Here is a 19,333-nt window from a genome sequence, read left to right as displayed (position 1 = left end):
CAGAAAAGCCCAGCCTCAGTGCTGGGCTTTTTTCATTCAGTGACCGGACTCTAGTACCTGCCACTGCGCCGGCCAGTCACGGCGGATGAATACCTGACCATGGGTCCGCACCCGCCGTACCTCGTCCAGATCGACCTCGGCATGGAGCCAGTGGCTGAATTCAGGACAGAGGGCGTCGCTCTGGGCGATCACCCCGTCGGCCGGCATGCCCCGATCTGGCGGGACGAAGAGCCCGGCCCGGCCGACGTTCTCGTCCAGTGCGGGTGACCAGGGCGCCAACCCCACTGTCGGCGCCTGCAGCACCGCGAGCTGGTTTTCCAACGCTCGCGCCTGGGCCCCCACCCGTACCCGGTGGAAGCCGGCGACGGTATCGGTACAGCTCGGCACCAGGATCAGATCCACTCCAGCCTCGGCCAGGTGCCGGGCCAGGAGCGGGAATTCACTGTCGTAGCAGATCAGGATGCCGAGGCGGCCCAAGGCCGTATCGAAGACGCGCAAGCCTTCGCGGCCGCCCACGATATTCCATTCCTCCCGCTCGAAGCGGGTCATCATCAGCTTGTCCTGATGGCCCAGGCAGCCTTCGGGACCGAACAGCCAGGCCCGGTTGCGGTACCGACCACCGTCATCGAGCACGGGAAGCGAACCGGGTTGCAGATAGAGCTGCAGCCGGCGCGCCAGGCCCTCGCAGAGGTCGCGCCAGGCGGGCAGCAATGGCTGGATACCGGCGATGGAGCCGTGCAAATCGCTGCGCTCGGCGGGCGGCAGTTGGCCGCTGAGCACCAGCCCGGCGTATTCGGGCAGCAACAGGAGCTGGCTACCCTCGGCGGCGGCCTCCTCGCAGAGTTCGGTCAGGTGCGCGGCATAGGCGTCCCAGGTCTCCAGCAATTCGATGGCGTATTGGCAAGCGGCCAGGCGGATCATGGCAATTCCTTGAGCCAGAAGGTCATGGGTTTGGGCGACTCGGCGACCTCGTCGAGATCCTGCCACAGGTAGTGGGTGGTAAATTCCGGATGCTCGGCGAAGCCCTGGCTGTGCCAGAGGCCGTGCAAGTGTCGATAGCCCGGCGGACGGCGCGGATGGTCGTCCGGGCGTTGTACGGCGCAGAAGGCGCACCAGGTGAAACACCCCAGCTGTCGTGCCCGCGCCTCCCGCTCGGTGAAGAAGCGCCGTCCGAGCCCCCGCCCCCGGTAGGTCGGCAGCAACAGGGATTCACCAAAATAGTAGATTCGCTCCACCGGCCAACCGCCCGCGCGGAAGGGCTGCTGGAATTCCACGGTTTCGTCCGCCAGTGGCAGGGCGGTAGCCGCCCCCACCACCCGTCCGCCGTCGCGGACCAGCACGCAGAGGCTGTCCGGAGCGGCGGCATAGGTCTGCAGATAGCGCACCTCGTAATCCAGCGTACCGTCGTAGAGATAGGGGTATTCGCGAAAGACAGCGATGCGCAGCTTCGCCAGCTCGGGAATCAGCGGGGTGATGGCAGCGCCGTGGATGAGTTGGATGTCCATGGACTCTTCTGGTTAAGCAGGAGACGTGAATGGCTATGTCGGGATCGTCCAGGCACCCTACCATGCGCCGGCAATCGCATCTTTTCGCCAACGACAGGAGTTGTCATGACCACGACCGACCTCATCGATGCCTATTACGCCGCCTTCAACGCCGGTGACATGGATATCTTCCTGGAGCTGCTCACCGAGGATGTGGTCCATGACATCAATCAGGGGGAGCGCCAGGTAGGCAAGGCCGCCTTTGCCGCCTTCATGGCCCACATGAATCGCTGCTATCGCGAGCGGCTGACCGACCTAGTGGTGATGGCCGAGCCCAGTGGCCGGCGGGCGGCCGCCGAATTCATCATCCACGGTGAATACCTGGTCACCGATGAGGGTCTGCCCGAGGCCAGGGGTCAGACCTACGAGCTGCCGGTGGGCGCCTTCTTCGAGATCCGCGACGGCAAGGTGGCGCGGGTGACCAACTACTACAACCTGAACGACTGGATCGCCCAGGTCGGCGCCTGACGTCCGTCAGCCGGCGGGAGCACTGCCGATCGGCCGAGGTCGCATGCAGACCATCCCCGACCCCGGAGCCCCCATGCCCACTCTTCCCAGCGATTCCGTCTGCAGCCTGGCCCCCGTCTTCGCCGTCCAGCCCGATCAGCTCGAAGCCTTCAAGCGCCTGGGCGAGGCCATGCTGGAGCGCACCCGCAACGAACCCGGCTGCCTCTACTACGGCTTCTGTTATGACGGCACCACGGCGCGTTGCCGCGAAGGCTATCGCGATGCCCAGGCGCTGCTGGCGCACCTGGACAACGTCGGCGATCTGCTGGAGCAGGCCCAGGCCATCGCCACCCTGGAACGCTTCGAGGTATTCGGTGCGGCCGATCAGCTGGAGCAGCTACGCGAGCCGCTGGCGGCCCTGAACGCCCGTTTCTTCGTCATGGCCGCAGGCTTCCGCCGCTAGCCTGGGGCGGCTGCTGCGGCGGCGCCAGGCGCGGCAGCAGTACCGCGAGGATGCGCTTGCGGGTCGGCACCACCAGCCGCTCCTGGAACAGCACGCAGAGCACCACCACCGCCAGCAGGAACAGCCAGTACCACTCGATGGAGTTGGTATAGGCCCCGGCGGCGGCGATGCAGACCTCGCGATCGCCACTGAGGCAGGCCTTGAGATTGCCGCCGATCAGTTGCTCCAGGGTCATGTAGATCCCCGACAGGGGCACGTGCAGGGCGAACATCGACAGCGACGCACCGCCGAGTCGTGGCGACCAGTGGCGGATGCGTTCGCTGGCCGGCTCCTGCGCCAGCGCGGCCAGATAGACCAGGATCAGCTGCGACGGCAGGAACAGGCCGTTGTGGAACAGGAAGTACCAGAACTTGGGTCCATGGGTGAACAGCGCCGTGCCCAGGGCGAAACTCAGGATCAGGTAGGTCGCCAGCAGCAGCCGCTGCCGCTCCGAGGGTATCCAGCCCCGCGCGTGCTGGCGGCGGAAGATGGCGTACAGCAGGATACCGGCGAGAAACTCCGGCAGCCGGAACAGCGGCACGCGCTGCAGCAGGCCGGTAAAGGGCATGCCGTAGTTCTGGTGCAGGATCACCAGCAGCGGCGGAATCAGATAGAGCACCCAGACCAGCAGCAACAGCTGCCAGGGGCGCTCGCTGGTCATCAGCCGCGGGGCCAGCTTGGGAAAGGTCAGGTAGAAGAAGAACAGCGCCGAGATCGACCAGAGCGGTGCGTTGAAGGTCAGGTAGTAGGGATTCCAGGCCTGCAGCATGAACAGCTGCAGCACGGCATTGAAGGCCAGCTCCGCGTTGCTCATGAAGTGCTGGAACAGCTCGGGGTTGGTCCGGGCCAGGGGCTCGTTGGTGTCGAACACCACGAAGCGGATGCTCGCCGTGGCCGCGCCCGGCGGAATGCCCAGACTGCCGATCCAGGTCACCACCGCCATCGCCAGCAGCAGGGCGAAGATGTGGATCGGATAGAGGTTGGCGAAACGCTTGACCCAGAAACTGCGCGCCGGCTCGCGCAGGCTGCCGCGGCCGCAATAGACGTGGGCGAGCAGAAAGCCGGATAGCACGAAGAAGGTACTGGTGGCGAAGAAGCCCATGCTGGTGATCTCGTCCAGCAGGGGGATGGTCTTGCGCTCGGGATAGAAATGGATGGTGTGGTAGACGACCACATAGAAACCCATCAGGAACCTGAGCCACTCCAGACCGATGAAGCGGTGTTTATCTAAAGTCTGCACTAAGGCGTTACTCGTCTGGCCTCGTCCGCGGGACGATGGGTCCGGCCTACAGCGCCGGATCGGTTATGTTACCCGCACCTGACACCCGGGGCTGCTAACCGCGCCCCAGTACACCGATCACCAGGCGATCCAGCGAACCCCAGAGCCACTCGCGTGCGCGCCGCCACCAGGGCCGACTGCGCCAGAATTCCAGGGTGATCTCGCGACTCTGGGCGAAATCCTTGACGAAGCTGGCCGCCACCGCCTGACTCAGGCCGCGATCCACCGCCTCGACATTGGCCTCCAGGTTGAACCTCAGATTCCAGTGATCGAAATTGCAGGAGCCGACGCTGACCCAGTTGTCCACCAGGACCATCTTGGCGTGGATGAATCGCGGCTGGTATTCGTAGATGCGCACACCGGCGCGCAACAGGCTGCGGTAGTAGCGCTGCCCGGCGAAACGCACCGGTGGATTGTCGGTGTGCCGACCGGTAAGCAGCAGCCGCACGTCGGCGCCACGCCGCGCGGCCCGTCGCAAGGCCCAGCGCACGCGCCAAGTCGGGAGGAAATAGGGGGTGGCGAACCAGATGCGTTCGCGGCCGCCCACCAAGGCGCGAATCAGCGCCTGCAGGATGTCGCGGTGCTGACGGGCATCGGCATAGGCGACCCGGCCCTGCCCTTCCTGGGCGGCGGGTGGCGGCGGTGGCCGCTCGCGACCCCGCCGCGGGCGTGGCTTCCAGGCGCGGCGGCGACCCACCGCTTCCCATTGCCGTTCGAACAGCGCCAGCCAGTCCTCCACCAGGGGTCCCTGGATGCGTACCATCACCTCGTGCCAGTTGCAGTCGCTCTTGGCCGGATCCCAGAAGTCATCGGTCGCGCCGCTGCCACCGACGAAGGCCTCCTCGCCGTCGATGATGAAGATCTTGCGATGGTCGCGGTGCAGGTTGTGCAAGCCGTGACCGAAGCGCACGGGGTTGAAGATGCGCAGCTCGGCGCCCGCCTCTTCCAGCTGGCGGCGCAAGCCGGCGTCCATGCGCAGGGTGCCGAAGCCATCGAACAGGCAACGCACCGCGACGCCGCGTCGGGCCGCTTCGGTCAGGGCCACGAGCAACTGCTCGGAGCAACTGCCGGCTTCCACCAGATAGAGTTCGACATCGATCCGGCGACTGGCGCCCGCGATGGATTCGAGCATGGCCGGAAAGAACCGACCGCCGTCCACCAGCAATTCGAACCTGTTGTTTTCCCGCCATGGAAAGACGGCGCCCCGCATGCTTCCTACTCCGTGCCTGTGGCCATTGCATAAGAAGGCGCGGACGGGGGTTCGTTCAGTGGCAGGCGTGGTTTGGCTGGCCAGGGGAGCACCGCTGGCTCTGGCGCGGCGCCTGCTCGACGGCCTGCGCCGATGGACGGAGGGGCCTGCCCCTGGAGCAGGCCGTCAGCGCGCCTAGAGCGTGGGCTCGGGGCGTCGGGCGGTCCAGTCCACTTGCTGGGGAAAGCGACCGGTCACCTCGGCGCTCAGCGGCCGGGAGACCAGGAAGCCCTGCATGATCTCGCAGCCGTGCTCGATCAGCCAGTCGCGCTGTTCCAGGGTCTCCACCCCTTCGGCGATGACCTCCAGATCCAGGTTGCGACCCAGTTCGAGGATGGTGCTGACGATGGCGGCGTCGCGGGAGGAATCCAGCATGTTGGCGATGAACAGCTGATCGATCTTGAGGGTGTCGAGTTCGAAGTGGCGCAGATAGGCCAGCGAGGAATAGCCGGTGCCGAAGTCGTCCACCGCGATGCGCACGCCGAGGGCGCGCAGTTGCGACAGCTGGGCGCGGGTGTAGTCGATGTCGTGCATCAGCGCCGACTCGGTCACCTCGATTTCCAGCTGCTCGGGTCGCAGCCCATGGGTCTCGATGATCTGGCGCAGGCTTTCCGCCAGTTGCGGCATGCCGAACTGCACCGGACTGAGGTTGATGCTCAGCAGCAATTCGTCGCCATAGATTTCCTGCAGGGACTGCAGCTTGGTCGCGCCTTCGCGGAAGATCCAGTCGCCGATGCGGTTGATCAGCCGGGTCTCTTCCAGCAGCGGGATGAAGACGCTCGGCGAGACCTTGCCGGCCACCGTGTGCTCCCAGCGCAGCAGCGCCTCGAAGCCGCGCAGGCGGCCGTCGCGCAGATAGACCTGCGGCTGGTAGGCGAGCACGAAGTCCTTGTTGTCGATGGCGTTGCGCACGCTTTCTTCGAGCATCAACCGGGAACGGGCGCGGCCGTTCATGTCCGGCGAGAAGAAGCGGTATTGCTGGCGCCCGCCGCGCTTGGCCTCGTACATGGCGATGTCGGCGGATCTCAGCAGGCCGTCCACGGTATGGCCGCAGTCGGGATAGCTGGCGATGCCGATGCTGGCGCCCAGGCTGACTTCCATGCCGTCGATGCGATGCACCGTGGCCAGCAGCTCCAGCAGCTTCTCGGCCACGCGGGCAGCGTCCTCCGGATGCTCCAGGGAATCGAGCAGCGCGGTGAATTCGTCACCGCCCATGCGCGCCAGGATGTCGTAGGGCCGCATGCAGCTCTTGAGCTGCTCGGCGACGATGCACAGCACCCGATCCCCGGCTTCGTGACCGAGGGAATCGTTGATGCGCTTGAAGCCGTCGAGATCGATGTAGAGCACCGCCATGCGCTTGCCGTTGCGGCCGCTGCGCGCCAGCGCCGCTTCCAGCGTCTGGTTGAAGCCGCGGCGATTGAGCAGACCGGTCAGGGCATCGGTGACGGCCTGGGATTCCAGCTGGTCCTGCAGCTCGCGCATGCGCGACATGTCCAGGGCGATGATGACCATGGCCCGCTGCATGCGCGGCAGCGGCGCGCAGGACAGCGCCACCGGCAGGCTGTCGCCACGATTGGTGCGCAGGCGGGCATCGTGCAGGCGATAGGTCTCGCGGCGGTCGTAGTGCTCCATGAAGGGCGAGGTCTGCCAGTCGTCGAGACCGCTGCCGCCTTCGAGGAAGTCGAGGAAATTGGCGTGCACCAGGTCGCTGACGCTGCATCTCAGCATGCGGGCGATGGCGGCGTTGGCGAAGGTCACCCGACCCTGTTCGTTGACGGTAAGGATGCCTTCGGCGGCATTGTCGAGCAGCGAATCGCTGAAGGACTTGGCCAGTTCCAGCTGCTGGGTGGCCTGCAGCAATTCGCGGCGATTGCGCTCGTGATCGAGCAGCGAGCGCACCTTGTGCCTGAGGATATTGGGATCGACCGGCTTGAGCAGATAGTCGACCGCGCCGGTGGCATAGCCCCGCAGGACCGATTCGTAGGAGTGGGCTTCGGCGGAGACGAAGATGATCGGGGTGAAGCGGGTGCGCAGGTTGCTGCGCATGATGCGCGCCACCTCGAAGCCGTCCATGATCGGCATCTGGACGTCGAGCAGCACCAGATCCACGGTTTCGTCCAGCAGGTATTGCAGGGCACGCTCACCCGAAGCGGCCGTGATTACCCGCCAGTTTCCAACCTCCAGTACCGCCTGCATGGCGAGCAGGTTCTCCAGGCGGTCGTCGACCACCAGCAACACCGGACCTTGCTCTGTCTGCGGCAACGGGCACTCCATCAAGCCTCTTCTCCCCGCGGCCTCTGCCGCCGTGCAGCAGCCATGCGCGGCTGGCTACCTCTTCCCGTCGTGACCGTTATGCGACGCGTCGCTCTCAACCCTACTAGGGTAGCAGCCGGACAGGGGTCTGCCGCCTGCCGATTGGCAGGCGGGACCCTTCGCGACGTCTATCAGAGCGCAAAATGAAAAAGCAGTTTCCGCCAGGCTGCCCGAAGGCGCGGAAACTGCCGGTCGCCGGCGACGAGCGGTCGCTACTGGGCGGGGGTGCCGGTGGCTCCGGGCAGGGGGCGCAGATTGACTTCGACGCGGCGATTCTGCGCGCGGCCATCGGCGGTGGCGTTGCTGGCGATGGGGGCATCGGGACCGGCGCCCCGGGTGCTCAGGCGCGCCGCGGGCACGCCCTGGGCAGTCAGGTAGCCGGCGACGTTCTGCGCCCGGCGCTGGGACAGCTCGACGTTGTGGGCACGACTGCCGGTGCTGTCGGTGTAGCCAACGATCTCGATGCTGTTCTGATCGAATTGCTTGAAGGAATTGGCCAGGTCGTTCAGCGGCTTGTAGAAGCTGTTGGCGATATCGGCCGAATCGGTGGCGAAGGTGATGTTGCCGGGCATGATCAGCTTGATGTCGTCGCCCTGGCGCTGCACCTCGACGCCGGTGTTTTCCATCTGCCGGCGCAACTCGGCTTCCTGGCGATCGGCGTAATAGCCGTAACCGGCGGCGGCCGCACCCACGGCGGCGGCGCCGATCAGCGCACCCTTGCCGCGGTGGTTGTGATCGATGGCGGCACCGGCGACGGCACCGGCCAGGGCACCCAGGCCGCCGTACTTGGCGGTCTTGGAGGTACCACCGCTGGCCTGACCCTGGTTTTCGTAGGGATTGGGGGATGCGCATCCGGCCAGGGTGGCCAGGGCCAGGCTGGCGAGAAGGATACGGGTGGGCAGCGCCATGTCTTTGCTCCTTGGAAATCCATTGCGGCGAATGGGGCCGCACCCGGCAATTCTAGCCGCGTGATCTGAATCGCAACTGAACGAAGCGGCGCTCGCGGACACTTATCGCGATAGTGAGCCTCTAAGTCCGCGATAGGCAGAATCGAAGATGGATAGCTTGCATATCGATTTTTCGCGATCTAAGGTTCGTTACAACCCAATATGACGATGCGACCGTGATGGACGAGATCCTCAAAGCCCTGGCCAATCCCCTGCGCCGCCAGATCCTCGGCTGGCTGCGCGATCCCCGGCAGTATTTCCCGCACCAGGAACACGACCTGGGTACGGGCGTCTGTGCCGGACAGATCGAAGCCCGTGCCGGACTCTCGCAGTCCACGGTCTCGGCGCACCTGGCGGTGTTGACCCGGGCTGGCTTGGTCACCACGCGGCGCATCGGCCAATGGGTGTTCTACCAACGCGACGAGGCCGCCATCCAGGCCTTTCTGCAACGTCTCGCCCGCGAACTCTAGTCTGCAAGGAATCCTGATGCCCGCTTCTCTCATCGTGCTGGCGCTGAGCGCTTTCGCCATCGGCACCACCGAATTCGTCATCATGGGGCTGCTGCCCAACGTCGCCGCCGATCTCGGCGTATCCATTCCCAGCGCCGGCTGGCTGGTCACTGGCTATGCCCTGGGCGTGGCCGTCGGCGCGCCCTTCATGGCACTGGCCACCGCCCACTGGCCGCGCAAGCGTGCCCTCCTCGCGCTGATGGGCATCTTCATCGTCGGCAACCTGCTCTGCGCCATTGCCAGCGGCTACAACATGCTGATGCTGGCGCGGGTGGTCACCGCCCTCTGCCATGGCGCCTTCTTCGGTATCGGCGCGGTCGTGGCGGCGAGCCTGGTCCCGGAGAATCGCCGCGCCTCGGCGGTGGCCCTGATGTTCACCGGTCTGACCCTGGCCAATGTGCTGGGCGTGCCCCTGGGTACCGCCCTCGGCCAGGCCGCCGGCTGGCGCTCGACCTTCTGGGCGGTGGTGGCGATCGGCGTGGTCGCCCTGATCGGTCTCTGGCGGGTGCTGCCGGCCGACCGCAACCAGCCGCGCGCCGACCTGCGCCGGGAATTGCTCGCCTTGCGCGGCCTGGGCTTCTGGCTGGCGCTGTCGATGACGGTGTTCTTCGCCGCCTCCATGTTCGCCCTCTTCACCTATGTGGCGCCGCTACTGCAGGAGGTCACCGGCGTCTCGCCGCGTGGCGTCACTGGTACCCTGCTGCTGATCGGTCTGGGCCTGACCCTGGGCAACTTCATCGGCGGTCGCCTGGCCGACTGGCGCCTGGCCACCAGCCTGGTGGGCATCTTCGTCGCCCTGGCCCTGACCTCCGCCGCCCTGCGCTGGACCGGCCAGGCCTTCCTGCCCGCCGAGATCACCCTCTTCCTCTGGGCCGCGGCCGCCTTCGCCGCCGTGCCGGCCCTACAGATCAACGTGGTCACCTTCGGCAAGGACGCGCCGAATCTGGTCTCGACCCTCAACATCGGCGCCTTCAACGTGGGCAATGCCCTCGGCGCCTGGGTCGGTGGCCTGGTGATCGACCACGGCCTGGGTCTTACCGCGGTACCCCTCGCCGCCAGCGGGCTCGCCCTGCTGGCCCTTATCGCCACCCTGCTGACCGCCAGCCAGGCCCGCAAGAGCGGCCTGGCGATCGCCAGCTAATCAAGAGAGCTAGCCATGACTCAGCTGTTCGACCCGATCAAGATCGGCGCCCTGGAACTGCCCAACCGCGTCATCATGGCGCCCCTCACCCGCTGCCGTGCCGAACCGGGACGGGTCCCGGGCGACCTGATGGTCGAGTACTACGTGCAACGCGCATCCGCCGGCCTGATCATCACCGAGGCCACCTCGGTGGACCCCATGGGCGTGGGCTATCCCGACACCCCCGGCATCTGGTCCGACGAGCAGGTGGCCGGCTGGCAGCGCGTCACCACCGCCGTGCACAAGGCCGGTGGCCGCATCGTGCTGCAACTCTGGCACGTGGGCCGCATCTCCGATCCCAGCTACCTCGACGGCGAACTGCCGGTGGCGCCGAGCGCCATCGCCGCCCAGGGGCACGTCAGCCTGCTGCGCCCCAAGCGTGACTATGTCACCCCGCGGGCACTGGAAACCGCCGAGATCCCCGGCATCGTCGCCGCCTATCGCCATGGCGCCGAGAACGCCAAGCGCGCCGGCTTCGATGGCGTCGAGGTCCATGGGGCCAATGGCTATCTGCTCGACCAGTTCCTGCAGAGCGACACCAACCAGCGCACCGACAACTACGGCGGCTCCATCGAGAATCGCGCCCGTCTGCTGCTGGAAGTGACCGATGCCTGCATCGACGTCTGGGGCGCCGATCGCGTCGGCGTGCACCTGTCCACCCGTGGCGACATGCACACCATGGGCGACAACGACCCTGCCGCCACCTTTGGCCATGTCGCCCGCGAGCTCGGCCAGCGCCAAGTCGCCTTCATCTGCATCCGCGAAGCGGCCGGCAGCGACAGCCTCGGCCCGGACCTCAAGGCGGCCTTCGGTGGCGTCTACATCGCCAACGAGAAATTCGACAAGGCCAAGGCCAATGCCTGGCTGGCAGAAGGCAAGGCCGATGCCGTGGCTTTTGGCGTGCCTTTCATCGCCAACCCGGACCTGCCGCAACGCCTGGAACAGGACGCCGCGCTGAACGAGCCGCACCCGGACACCTTCTACAGCAAGGGCCCGGTCGGCTACATCGACTATCCGCGGCTGTAGGTTTTTCCGTGGATAAAAAAGCCCGCCGGTTGGCGGGCTTTTTTTGTGCCAATATCGCGGCCATGGCGGTCCGCCGATGCGGCCGCTCCTACAGGTGTTCGGTGCCCCTGTAGGAGCGGTCGCTACGGCGCACCGGCATGGCCGCGATTGGATTACACCATTTGTCTCAAACGCCCTCAGGCCAGAACGCCCGGATCGCCGCCACGCCCTGGGCGCCGGCCTGCCAGGCGCTGTTGAGGTCGTCCTCGCCCAACCCGCCCAGCAGATAGGCCGGCAGGTTGCAGTCGGCCAGCAGCTGCTGGGCCTTGACCCAGCCCAGGGTCGGGGCACCGGGATGGCTCGTGGTGGGCATCACCGGCGACAGGGTGACGAAGTCCACGCCCATCTGCTGGGCCAGGGCCAGTTCCTCGGCGTCATGGCAGGAAGCCGCCAGCAGACGGTGCTCTGGAAAAGGCCGGCCATTGGGCGCATAGCGGCGCAACTGCTCGGCGGTCAGGTGCCAGCCAGCCGCGGGAAAATCCCCCAGCCACTCCAGCGGCCCCTTGAGCATCAACTGGGCGCGGCCGGTGCAGAGGCCCTGGACGTCGCCGGCCAGATCGCGGTACTGGGGATCGAAGTTGTCCGGCGTGCGCAGCTGGACCAGGCGGATGCCGCTGTCCAGCGCCCGGTGCAGGCCATTGAGCAATTCCGCGGTGGTCAGCTCGCCGGGGGTGATGAGGTAGCGCTCGGGCAGCCGCGCCGCCTGGACGATGGGCCGGTTGGCCGCCGGGAAGTCGTAGTCGGCCAGCTCGCGAGGCGCGACCCAGGCCAAGGGCTGGCCTTCGGCGCCATGGGCGTCGCCGGTGAAGGCATCCACCTGCCAGACATCCAGCAGTACCGCCTGGTCGGGATAGTCGTGGCGCACCTGCAGCAGCGGCCGCGCCCTTGTCACCTGGATGCCCAGCTCCTCGGCCAGTTCGCGGGCGAGGGCCGCGGCCGGGGCCTCACCGGCCTCGACCTTGCCTCCGGGGAATTCCCAGAGACCGCCCTGGTGCTTGTGCGCCGGGCGCTGGGCGATGAGGATCCGGCCCTGGGGGTCGCGGATCACCGCGGCGACGACATGCAGACGAGTCATGCGCTCTGCTCCTCGGTTTCGGCCTCCGCCAGCCAGCGCTGGAAGGCCGGCCAGGCGTAGATGGTTTCGACATAGGCGGCCGCCTCGGCCGACAGTTCCACCCCGTAGCTGCGGAAGCGACTGGCCACCGGGGCATAGAAGGCATCGGCGATGGTCGGCGTACCGAACAGATAGGGACCCTGCTGGCCATGGCGTTCGCGGCATTCGCGCCACAGGCGCTGGATGCGCTGGATGTCTTCCACCGCCTCGGCGGTGGTCGACTTCAACCGCTGCCGGCGACGCAGATCCATGGGCAGTTCGCGGCGCAGGGCCAGGAAGCCGCTGTGCATCTCCGCGCACAGCGCCCGGGCATGGGCGCGGGCCAGGGTCTCGGCGGGCCACAGCCCGGCGTCGGGATAGGCCTCGGCGAGGTATTCGACGATGGCCAGGGAATCCCAGATGGTGCCCTCGGCCAGCTTGAGCACCGGCACCTTGCCGGTGGGCGACTGGGCCTTGAGCAAGGCGCGGCTGTTGGGCGCATAGAGCGGGATCGACACCTCTTCAAAGGCGGCGCCGCTGAGCTCCATGGCCAGCCAGGCCCGCAACGACCAGGAGGAGAAATTCTTGTTGCCGATCACGAGTTGCAGCTGGGACATGCGGGGATTCCTCGAAACGATGCGGCCCGCGAGGACCGCCGCAGGCGCCCGCCGGAGCGGACGCCAAGGCGTCGGGTAGCCGTCAGGTACGGTACTCGGCGTTGATCTTCACATAGTCGTGGGAGAGGTCGGTGGTCCAGATGGTCTCGCTGTGGCTGCCGCGACCCAGCTCGATGCGGATCTCGATCTCGGCCTGGGCCATGACCCGCGCGCCCTGCTCTTCCGTATAGGTGGCCGCGCGACCGCCCTGCTGGCAGATCTGCACGCCACCCAGGAAGACGTCGATCAGGCTGACGTCCAGCTGGGGCACGCCGGCCCGGCCGACGGCGGCGAGGATGCGCCCCCAGTTGGGATCGGAGGCGAACAGCGCGGTCTTGATCAGCGGCGAATGGGCCACGGCGTAGCCGACGTCCAGGCATTCCTGGGCATTGCCACCGCCATTGACCTGCACGGTGACGAACTTGGTGGCACCCTCGCCGTCACGCACGATGGCCTGGGCCAGTTCGGCGAATACCGCGAACACCGCCTCGCGCAGCTGCTCGAAGGCCGCGCCGTTGGGCTGGGTGATCTCCGCCATGGCCGCCTGACCGGTGGCCACCAGCATGCAGCAGTCGTTGGTGGAGGTGTCGCCGTCGATGGTGATGCGGTTGAAGGAGCGGTTGGCGGCGTCGGCCAGCAGATCCTGCAGCAGGCCCCGGGCGACCTTGGCGTCGGTGGCCACGTAGCCGAGCATGGTCGCCATGTTCGGCTTGATCATGCCGGCGCCCTTGCTGATGCCGGTCACGGTGACGGTGGTGCCGTCCACCTGGAACTGGCGGCTGGCGCCCTTGGGCAGGGTATCGGTGGTCATGATGCCGGTGGCGGCGGCGGCCCAGTTGTCCTCGGCCAGATCGGCCAGGGCAGCCGGCAGCGCGGCTTCGATCTTTTCCACCGGCAGCGGTTCGCCGATCACGCCGGTGGAGAACGGCAGTACCGCCTCCTCGCCGACGCTGGCCAGGGTCGCCAGGGTCTTGGTGGTGCGCTCGGCCGCGGCCAGGCCGGGCTGTCCGGTGCCGGCGTTGGCATTGCCGGTGTTGGTCAACAGGTAACGCACGGGGCCGGCGAAGCGCTGACGGGCAATGATCACCGGGGCCGCGCAGAAGGCGTTCAGGGTAAAGACCCCGGCCACGCTGGAGCCTTCGGCACAGCGCATCACCACCACATCCTTGCGCCCGGGGCGCTTGATGCCGGCAGAGGCGATACCGAGTTCGAAACCGGGAACCGGGTGCAGCGTGGAGAGCGGACCGAGACCGACAGCCATGGGAAAACTCCAGTGAAAGAAAAGGAAACGCCGCGAGCGGAAAACCGGTCGCGGCGTGGAAAGCAGCCTTCCAGCGCCCGCCTCGCCCAGCCGGGGCAAGGGGCGCAAACAGCCTAGCGAGTGGAGTTTACAACCTGTCGGCTGCTATGCCGACAGGTTGCCGTCGCCTCGACTGCCTGGGCAGGCCCTCAATCGAGCTTGCCGTGGCACTGCTTGTACTTCTTGCCGGAACCACAGGGGCACGGCTCGTTGCGACCGATCTTCTGGTCATTGCGCTGGGGCTGCAAGGGCACCACGGTGTCTTCGCCCTGCTCGTCCTCGAGCACCTCGGGGTCGACCAGCGAAGGCGCCTCGGCGTGCTGGAACTGCATGCGCTCGGCCATGGCCTCGGCCTCGCGGCGCATGCGCTCCTCTTCCTCGGCCGGATCTTCGCGACGCACCTGGACGTGGGACAGGACGCGGATGGTGTCGCGCTTGATGCTGTCCAGCAGCTCCTGGAACAGGGTGAAGGACTCGCGCTTGTATTCCTGCTTGGGGTTCTTCTGGGCGTAGCCGCGCAGATGGATACCGTGGCGCAGGTGGTCCATGGTGGTGAGGTGGTCCTTCCAGAGGTCGTCGACCACCCGCAGCAGCATCTGCTTCTCGAAGTTGCGCAGGGCCTCGCGACCGGCGAGGTCTTCCTTTTCCATGTAGGCGGCTTCGAGCTGCTCGAGGATCTTCACCCGCAGGGTGTCCTCGTACAGCTTGTCGTCTTCGTCCAGCCACTGGCCGATGGGCAGTTGCAGACCGAAGACGCTGTACAGCTCGGCTTCCAGGCCGGGGATGTCCCACTGCTCGGGCAGCGATTGCGGCGGGATGTGCTCGTTGATCACCTGGGTCAGGGTTTCCTCGCGGAAGCCCTTGATGGTGTCGCCGACGTCTTCGTTGGCCAGCAGGGTGTCGCGCATGTGATAGATCACCTTGCGCTGTTCGTTGGCCACGTCATCGTATTCCAGCAGCTGCTTGCGGATGTCGAAGTTGCGGCCTTCGACCTTGCGCTGCGCCTTTTCGATGGCGTTGGTGACCATGCGGTGCTCGATGGCCTCGCCGCCCTGCATGCCCAGGGCCTTCATGAAGTTCTTCACCCGGTCGGAGGCGAAGATGCGCATCAGGCTGTCTTCCAGCGACAGGTAGAAGCGGCTGGAACCCGGGTCGCCCTGGCGCCCGGCACGGCCGCGCAGCTGGTTGTCGATCCGGCGGGATTCGTGGCGCTCGGAGGCGATCACGTGCAGGCCGCCGGCGTCGATGACCTGCTTGTGGCGCGCCTGCCAGGCGGCCTTGATCGCGGCGATCTGCTCCTCGGAAGGATTCTCCAGGGCCGCGACCTCCACTTCCCAGTTGCCGCCGAGCAGGATGTCGGTACCGCGACCGGCCATGTTGGTGGCGATGGTCACGGCGCCCGGACGCCCGGCCTGGGCGATGATCTCGGCTTCGCGTTCGTGGTACTTGGCGTTGAGCACCTTGTGCTCGATGCCGGCCTGGGTCAGCAGCTGGTCGACGTACTCGGAGCTCTCGATGGAGGCGGTACCCACCAGCACCGGGCGGCCTTCGGCCTGGCACTGCTTCACGTCCTCGATGATGGCCTGGTACTTCTCGGCCTGGGTCAGGTAGACCAGGTCGTTGAAGTCCTTACGGGCGATCTCGCGGTGGGTCGGGATGACCAGCACGTCGAGGTTGTAGATCTGGCGGAATTCGAAGGCCTCGGTGTCGGCGGTGCCGGTCATGCCACCGAGCTTGTTGTAGAGGCGGAAGTAGTTCTGGAAGGTGGTCGAGGCCAGGGTCTGGCTCTCGGGCTGGATCGGCAGTCCTTCCTTGGCCTCGATGGCCTGGTGCAGACCTTCGGAAAGGCGGCGACCCGGCATGGTCCGGCCGGTGTGCTCGTCGATCAGCAGCACCTGGTCCTGCTGGACGATGTACTCGACGTTGCGATGGAACAGGGTGTGGGCGCGCAGACCGGCGAACACGTGGGTCAGCAGGCCCAGGTTGTGCGCCGAGTAGAGGCTCTCGCCCTCGGCCAGCAGCCCGGCCTCGGTGAGCATCTCCTCGATGTACTGGTGACCCAGCTCGGTGATCTCCACCTGGCGGGTCTTTTCATCGATGGTGTAGTGGCCGACCTGGGTCGGATTGCCTTCCTCTTCCTCGATGTGCTGCTGCAGACGCGGGATCAGCTGGTTGATCTTCTGATAGAGCTCGGAGCTGTCTTCGGCCTGACCGGAGATGATCAGCGGGGTCCGGGCTTCGTCGATGAGGATGGAGTCCACCTCGTCGACCACCGCGAAGTTCAGCTCGCGCTGGTACTTCTCGGCCATGCTGAAGGCCATGTTGTCGCGCAGGTAGTCGAAGCCGAATTCGTTGTTGGTGCCGTAGGTGATGTCCGAGGCGTAGGCGGCGCGTTTCTCTTCCGGCGGCTGGAACGGCAGGATGATGCCCACCGACAGGCCGAGGAATTCGTACAGCGGCCGCATCCAGTTGGCGTCGCGGCGGGCCAGGTAGTCGTTCACCGTGACCACGTGGACGCCCTTGCCGGACAGCGCATTGAGGTAGACCGGCAGGGTACCCACCAGGGTCTTGCCCTCACCGGTGCGCATCTCGGCGATCTTGCCTTCGTGCAGCGCCGCGCCACCGATCAGCTGGACGTCGAAGTGGCGCATGCCCATGACGCGCTTGCCGGCCTCGCGGACCACGGCGAAGGCTTCCGGCATCAGGGCATCGAGGGACTCGCCCTTGGCCACGCGCTGCTTGAATTCCTCGGTCTTGGCGCGCAGTTGCTCGTCGCTCAAGGAGGCAATCTGGGATTCCAACGCATTGGTGGCCACCACGACCTTGCCTAGGCGTTTGACATCTCGTTCGTTCTTGCTTCCAAAGAATTTCTTCAACAAAGGCGCAAACATATCGACTGGAATTCTTCCGCTGGAATGAGGGGAGCGAAACGGGCGGCAAGGCCTCTGCAGAGCCTGGCCAGACGCCTGGGCGCGGGGGTTGAGACCCGCGGTGTCCCGCGATGGTAATCGGGCATTCTACTCGGAAATGCCGATGAGGAAAGAACGACGGGCCCCCAGCCGCCAGGACGCCAGAGCGATCTGTTACCATCGGCGTCTTCTCTTCGCCCATCGCGAGTCCTGCGCATGGCCTTTCGCCCTCTCTCCGCCGTCGCTCCCGCTGCCCTGCTGCGCCAGGCCAAACCGCTCAAGTCGCTGTTTCGCGAAGCCGAGCGACTGGGGCGCCTGCAACAGTTGCTGGAAGAACAGCTGCAACCGGCTGCCCGCCCCCACTGCCGGGTGGCCAGCTGGCGCGAGGGCACCCTGCTGCTGGTGGTCAACGATGCCCACTGGGCGACACGACTGCGCTACCAGCAGCGCCGCCTGCTCAGACTGCTGCAGCAGGCGCCGGAATTCGCCGGCCTGATGCGCCTGCAATTCAAGATGCAGCCGAGTCCCGGCGTCGCCACCCGGGTCCGACCGGTGCGCCAGGTCAGTCAGGTGGGCGCCGACAGCCTGCGCGACGTGGCCGCCGGCATCCGCGACCCCAAGCTCAAGGCGGCCCTGGAACGCCTGGCCAGTCGCGCCGCGCCCAAGGCGCCTGCCGCGGACGACAACGCCTAGGGCCAGCCCACTAACAGCCGTCCAGCGATGCCGGCCAGACTGCCCATGACGACCAGGGCGATACGCCGCGCCCAGCGGCGCGCGCGTGTCTCCCGGTGCGGCAACAGGTGATCGATCAGCAAGGCGCCCAGCAGGATCAGGCCACCGGTGGCCAGGGCTTGCCATAGCAGGAGCATGCAGAGCGTCCTCGGTGAGGGATATTTCGTTCGGTGGCGCTACGCCTCGTCCGGCGTCATCGACCGGGTTGCCGCCACCCCATTGGCGCCGACACCGCGCTCAGGCATGGCCGGACGCCGGATCGCTGAAGCCCGTATCGAAGGCGCCCTGGGATTCTGCGCCCCGCGGCGCTATCCGTCCTGATTTTGTTGCTAACGATCCAGCCCGTCTCAGGTGCGTGCCACCGCCCGCTCGAAGGCGGCGCGGATGCGCTCCTCCGGCAGGTCCATGCCGATCAGCACCACGCGACTCTCGCGTTCCTCGTCGGCCAGCCAGTCACGCTCCCAGTCGGCGGCATAGATCTGCTGCACGCCTTGGAACAGCAGGCGGCGCTCCTCGCCGGCGATATTGAGCAGCCCCTTGTAGCGCAGCAGGTCGCAGCCGAGGGTGTCGAGCAGCATCTCCATGACCTTGCCGATCTTGTCCTGATCGTAGGGGCGCGACTCGCGGATGGCGATGGACTGGATGCGCTCGGTGAGGCTGACGGCTTCCGACACCGGGCGCAGCGGGCGAAACAGCGTGGGCGGCGCCAGGTCTTCGTCGTGCAGGTTGAAACCGCGGATGTCCAGCAATTCGGCCAGCTCGATGCGGCCATGATCGACATGGCGGATGGGCGCACGGCGATTGATGCGCTGCAGGCGATTCTCCAGCGCCTCGACGGCGGCCGGCTCGGCCAGGTCGAGCTTGGTCAGCAGCAGGCGGTCGGCGAAACCGATCTGCGCCTGCAGCAGCGGATCGCTAAGTTGCTCGCTGGCGTGGACGGCGTCCACCAGGGTCAGCACCCCATCGAGCAGATAGCGCTCGCGCAGCAGGTCGTCGGTAAAGAAGGTCTGGGCCACCGGACCGGGATCGGCGAGACCGGTGCATTCCACTACCAGGCGCTCGAAATCCAGTTCGCCGCTGTCCAGCCGCTCCAGCAGCACGGTCAGGGCATAGGCCAGGTCCTTGCTGCCGGTGCAGCAGACGCAGCCGTTGGCGACCTTCATCAGTTGTACGGCGCCAGCGTCTTCCAGCAATTCGCCGTCGACGTCGAGGGCGCTGAATTCGTTTTCGATCACGGCGATCCTGAGGCCGTGCTCGGCCTGCAGGATGTGCTTGAGCAAGGTGGTCTTGCCGGCGCCGAGAAAGCCGGTCAGGACGGTGACGGGGATGGGTTCGTGCATGGCAACTCCAGACAGAAAGAGGCCGGGCTCGAGGCCCGGCCTGGAGGAGACCCTGGGTCAGCAGCAGCGTATGGCGCCGGACTTGCCGCCACCGTAACGCGCTTCCTGGCGCTCGCGGAAGAAGGCTTCGTAGCTCATCACCGGCTGGTCCGGGTGCTTGCCGCGCATGTGCTCGACATAGGTGTCGTAGTCGGGCATGCCCACCAGCATCTTGGCGGCCTGCCCCAGGTACTTACCCATGCGACCCAGGTCATTGAACATAGGGATT

The 19,333-nt window shown here is 66.4% G+C and carries 19 protein-coding genes; 6 read left to right on the top strand and 13 right to left on the bottom strand.

The window, feature by feature from the left end; translation table 11 throughout:
* Window positions 1-36 precede the first annotated feature (36 nt).
* On the bottom strand, window positions 37-921 hold the full coding sequence (locus tag QKY98_RS19110) for a carbon-nitrogen hydrolase family protein (protein WP_077170987.1): 885 nt from the start codon (window positions 919-921) through the stop codon (window positions 37-39).
* On the bottom strand, window positions 918-1,505 hold the full coding sequence (locus QKY98_RS19105) for a GNAT family N-acetyltransferase (protein WP_284671402.1): 588 nt from the start codon (window positions 1,503-1,505) through the stop codon (window positions 918-920). The genes QKY98_RS19110 and QKY98_RS19105 overlap by 4 nt, the downstream gene beginning before the upstream one ends.
* Window positions 1,506-1,610: 105 nt before the next feature.
* Here QKY98_RS19105 and QKY98_RS19100 point away from each other — a divergent pair, with 105 nt between their 5' ends.
* Together QKY98_RS19100 and QKY98_RS19095 are read left to right on the top strand one after the other, a co-directional pair.
* Window positions 1,611-2,012: a ketosteroid isomerase-related protein gene (locus QKY98_RS19100; protein ID WP_027602984.1), complete on the top strand. Its 402-nt coding sequence runs from the start codon at window positions 1,611-1,613 to the stop codon at window positions 2,010-2,012.
* A gap of 73 nt (window positions 2,013-2,085) precedes the next feature.
* Window positions 2,086-2,454 carry a putative quinol monooxygenase gene (locus QKY98_RS19095; protein ID WP_027598480.1) on the top strand — a complete coding sequence of 123 codons (369 nt, stop codon included), beginning with the start codon at window positions 2,086-2,088 and terminating at the stop codon, window positions 2,452-2,454.
* On the opposite strand, the gene QKY98_RS19090 is transcribed toward QKY98_RS19095, so the two are convergent.
* The 4 genes from QKY98_RS19090 to QKY98_RS19075 all read right to left on the bottom strand — a co-directional run bounded on the left by QKY98_RS19090 (window position 2,429) and on the right by QKY98_RS19075 (window position 8,242).
* The gene (locus QKY98_RS19090; protein ID WP_502945093.1) at window positions 2,429-3,679 is read right to left on the bottom strand and encodes an acyltransferase family protein; all 1,251 of its coding nucleotides are present in this window, start codon (window positions 3,677-3,679) and stop codon (window positions 2,429-2,431) included. The genes QKY98_RS19095 and QKY98_RS19090 overlap by 26 nt on opposite strands.
* A 148-nt stretch (window positions 3,680-3,827) precedes the next feature.
* Window positions 3,828-4,982, bottom strand: coding sequence for a phospholipase D-like domain-containing protein (locus tag QKY98_RS19085; RefSeq protein ID WP_027598478.1), 1,155 nt, complete (start codon window positions 4,980-4,982; stop codon window positions 3,828-3,830).
* Window positions 4,983-5,156: 174 nt separating this feature from the next.
* A complete protein-coding gene (locus QKY98_RS19080; protein WP_169853363.1) occupies window positions 5,157-7,295 on the bottom strand; it encodes a putative bifunctional diguanylate cyclase/phosphodiesterase in 2,139 nt (712 codons plus the stop codon).
* Window positions 7,296-7,546: 251 nt separating this feature from the next.
* Complete coding sequence (locus tag QKY98_RS19075; RefSeq protein WP_007161866.1) at window positions 7,547-8,242, bottom strand: YiaD family glycine zipper/OmpA-like lipoprotein; 696 nt, start codon at window positions 8,240-8,242, stop codon at window positions 7,547-7,549.
* Between the two features lie 218 nt (window positions 8,243-8,460).
* Between QKY98_RS19075 and QKY98_RS19070 the strand changes: the two genes are divergently transcribed.
* Genes QKY98_RS19070 through QKY98_RS19060 form a run of 3 tightly spaced genes read left to right on the top strand, consistent with a single transcriptional unit; the run spans window position 8,461 to window position 10,996 of the window.
* Window positions 8,461-8,751 carry an ArsR/SmtB family transcription factor gene (locus QKY98_RS19070; protein WP_007161865.1) on the top strand — a complete coding sequence of 97 codons (291 nt, stop codon included), beginning with the start codon at window positions 8,461-8,463 and terminating at the stop codon, window positions 8,749-8,751.
* A gap of 16 nt (window positions 8,752-8,767) precedes the next feature.
* A complete protein-coding gene (locus QKY98_RS19065) occupies window positions 8,768-9,931 on the top strand; it encodes an MFS transporter (protein ID WP_284671400.1) in 1,164 nt (387 codons plus the stop codon).
* Between the two features lie 15 nt (window positions 9,932-9,946).
* A complete protein-coding gene (locus QKY98_RS19060; RefSeq protein WP_027598475.1) occupies window positions 9,947-10,996 on the top strand; it encodes an alkene reductase in 1,050 nt (349 codons plus the stop codon).
* Window positions 10,997-11,162: 166 nt separating this feature from the next.
* Here the strand turns inward: QKY98_RS19060 and QKY98_RS19055 are convergent, their stop codons facing one another.
* From QKY98_RS19055 to secA, 4 genes are all read right to left on the bottom strand, one after another.
* Window positions 11,163-12,110 carry a Nudix family hydrolase gene (locus tag QKY98_RS19055; RefSeq protein WP_284671399.1) on the bottom strand — a complete coding sequence of 316 codons (948 nt, stop codon included), beginning with the start codon at window positions 12,108-12,110 and terminating at the stop codon, window positions 11,163-11,165.
* Window positions 12,107-12,745: a glutathione S-transferase family protein gene (locus QKY98_RS19050; RefSeq protein WP_044341908.1), complete on the bottom strand. Its 639-nt coding sequence runs from the start codon at window positions 12,743-12,745 to the stop codon at window positions 12,107-12,109. Before QKY98_RS19050 ends, QKY98_RS19055 begins: the two co-directional genes overlap by 4 nt.
* 82 nt (window positions 12,746-12,827) lie before the next feature.
* Complete coding sequence (argJ, locus tag QKY98_RS19045) at window positions 12,828-14,045, bottom strand: bifunctional glutamate N-acetyltransferase/amino-acid acetyltransferase ArgJ (RefSeq protein WP_027598472.1); 1,218 nt, start codon at window positions 14,043-14,045, stop codon at window positions 12,828-12,830.
* A 188-nt stretch (window positions 14,046-14,233) separates the two neighbouring features.
* The gene (secA, locus tag QKY98_RS19040) at window positions 14,234-16,975 is read right to left on the bottom strand and encodes a preprotein translocase subunit SecA (protein ID WP_027598471.1); all 2,742 of its coding nucleotides are present in this window, start codon (window positions 16,973-16,975) and stop codon (window positions 14,234-14,236) included.
* A 234-nt stretch (window positions 16,976-17,209) separates the two neighbouring features.
* On the opposite strand from secA, the gene QKY98_RS19035 reads away from it, so the two are divergent.
* Window positions 17,210-17,686 carry a DciA family protein gene (locus QKY98_RS19035; RefSeq protein ID WP_044341909.1) on the top strand — a complete coding sequence of 159 codons (477 nt, stop codon included), beginning with the start codon at window positions 17,210-17,212 and terminating at the stop codon, window positions 17,684-17,686.
* Here the strand turns inward: QKY98_RS19035 and QKY98_RS19030 are convergent.
* The 3 genes from QKY98_RS19030 to QKY98_RS19020 all read right to left on the bottom strand — a co-directional run bounded on the left by QKY98_RS19030 (window position 17,683) and on the right by QKY98_RS19020 (window position 19,326).
* Window positions 17,683-17,862, bottom strand: a complete 180-nt coding sequence (locus QKY98_RS19030) for a hypothetical protein (RefSeq protein ID WP_042136758.1) — start codon at window positions 17,860-17,862, stop codon at window positions 17,683-17,685. The genes QKY98_RS19035 and QKY98_RS19030 overlap by 4 nt on opposite strands.
* Window positions 17,863-18,072: 210 nt before the next feature.
* Window positions 18,073-19,065 carry a GTPase gene (gene yjiA / locus QKY98_RS19025; RefSeq protein WP_027602976.1) on the bottom strand — a complete coding sequence of 331 codons (993 nt, stop codon included), beginning with the start codon at window positions 19,063-19,065 and terminating at the stop codon, window positions 18,073-18,075.
* Between the two features lie 57 nt (window positions 19,066-19,122).
* Window positions 19,123-19,326: a YbdD/YjiX family protein gene (locus tag QKY98_RS19020; protein ID WP_007162682.1), complete on the bottom strand. Its 204-nt coding sequence runs from the start codon at window positions 19,324-19,326 to the stop codon at window positions 19,123-19,125.
* Window positions 19,327-19,333: the final 7 nt, after the last annotated feature.

It is taken from the genome of Pseudomonas sp. HR1 (assembly GCF_030175875.1).
GTDB classification, from domain to species: Bacteria; Pseudomonadota; Gammaproteobacteria; order Pseudomonadales; family Pseudomonadaceae; genus Chryseomonas; species Chryseomonas oryzihabitans.
The sequence above is the reverse complement of the archived record's forward strand: the minus strand, read 5'-3'. Positions and strand labels throughout refer to the sequence as shown.

What these genes read in the sequence shown, in the direction of transcription:
- QKY98_RS19060 (WP_027598475.1), top strand. Translation starts at nt 9,947, where the DNA reads ATGACTCAGCTGTTCGACCCGATCAAGATCGGCGCCCTGGAACTGCCC.
- QKY98_RS19035 (WP_044341909.1), top strand. Translation starts at nt 17,210, where the DNA reads ATGGCCTTTCGCCCTCTCTCCGCCGTCGCTCCCGCTGCCCTGCTGCGC.
- QKY98_RS19080 (WP_169853363.1), bottom strand. Translation starts at nt 7,295, where the DNA reads ATGGAGTGCCCGTTGCCGCAGACAGAGCAAGGTCCGGTGTTGCTGGTG.
- QKY98_RS19090 (WP_502945093.1), bottom strand. Translation starts at nt 3,679, where the DNA reads ATGGGTTTCTATGTGGTCGTCTACCACACCATCCATTTCTATCCCGAG.
- QKY98_RS19095 (WP_027598480.1), top strand. Translation starts at nt 2,086, where the DNA reads ATGCCCACTCTTCCCAGCGATTCCGTCTGCAGCCTGGCCCCCGTCTTC.
- yjiA (WP_027602976.1), bottom strand. Translation starts at nt 19,065, where the DNA reads ATGCACGAACCCATCCCCGTCACCGTCCTGACCGGCTTTCTCGGCGCC.
- QKY98_RS19050 (WP_044341908.1), bottom strand. Translation starts at nt 12,745, where the DNA reads ATGTCCCAGCTGCAACTCGTGATCGGCAACAAGAATTTCTCCTCCTGG.
- QKY98_RS19075 (WP_007161866.1), bottom strand. Translation starts at nt 8,242, where the DNA reads ATGGCGCTGCCCACCCGTATCCTTCTCGCCAGCCTGGCCCTGGCCACC.
- QKY98_RS19100 (WP_027602984.1), top strand. Translation starts at nt 1,611, where the DNA reads ATGACCACGACCGACCTCATCGATGCCTATTACGCCGCCTTCAACGCC.
- QKY98_RS19070 (WP_007161865.1), top strand. Translation starts at nt 8,461, where the DNA reads ATGGACGAGATCCTCAAAGCCCTGGCCAATCCCCTGCGCCGCCAGATC.
- QKY98_RS19020 (WP_007162682.1), bottom strand. Translation starts at nt 19,326, where the DNA reads ATGTTCAATGACCTGGGTCGCATGGGTAAGTACCTGGGGCAGGCCGCC.
- QKY98_RS19065 (WP_284671400.1), top strand. Translation starts at nt 8,768, where the DNA reads ATGCCCGCTTCTCTCATCGTGCTGGCGCTGAGCGCTTTCGCCATCGGC.
- QKY98_RS19055 (WP_284671399.1), bottom strand. Translation starts at nt 12,110, where the DNA reads ATGACTCGTCTGCATGTCGTCGCCGCGGTGATCCGCGACCCCCAGGGC.
- QKY98_RS19105 (WP_284671402.1), bottom strand. Translation starts at nt 1,505, where the DNA reads ATGGACATCCAACTCATCCACGGCGCTGCCATCACCCCGCTGATTCCC.
- QKY98_RS19085 (WP_027598478.1), bottom strand. Translation starts at nt 4,982, where the DNA reads ATGCGGGGCGCCGTCTTTCCATGGCGGGAAAACAACAGGTTCGAATTG.
- QKY98_RS19030 (WP_042136758.1), bottom strand. Translation starts at nt 17,862, where the DNA reads ATGCTCCTGCTATGGCAAGCCCTGGCCACCGGTGGCCTGATCCTGCTG.
- secA (WP_027598471.1), bottom strand. Translation starts at nt 16,975, where the DNA reads ATGTTTGCGCCTTTGTTGAAGAAATTCTTTGGAAGCAAGAACGAACGA.
- argJ (WP_027598472.1), bottom strand. Translation starts at nt 14,045, where the DNA reads ATGGCTGTCGGTCTCGGTCCGCTCTCCACGCTGCACCCGGTTCCCGGT.
- QKY98_RS19110 (WP_077170987.1), bottom strand. Translation starts at nt 921, where the DNA reads ATGATCCGCCTGGCCGCTTGCCAATACGCCATCGAATTGCTGGAGACC.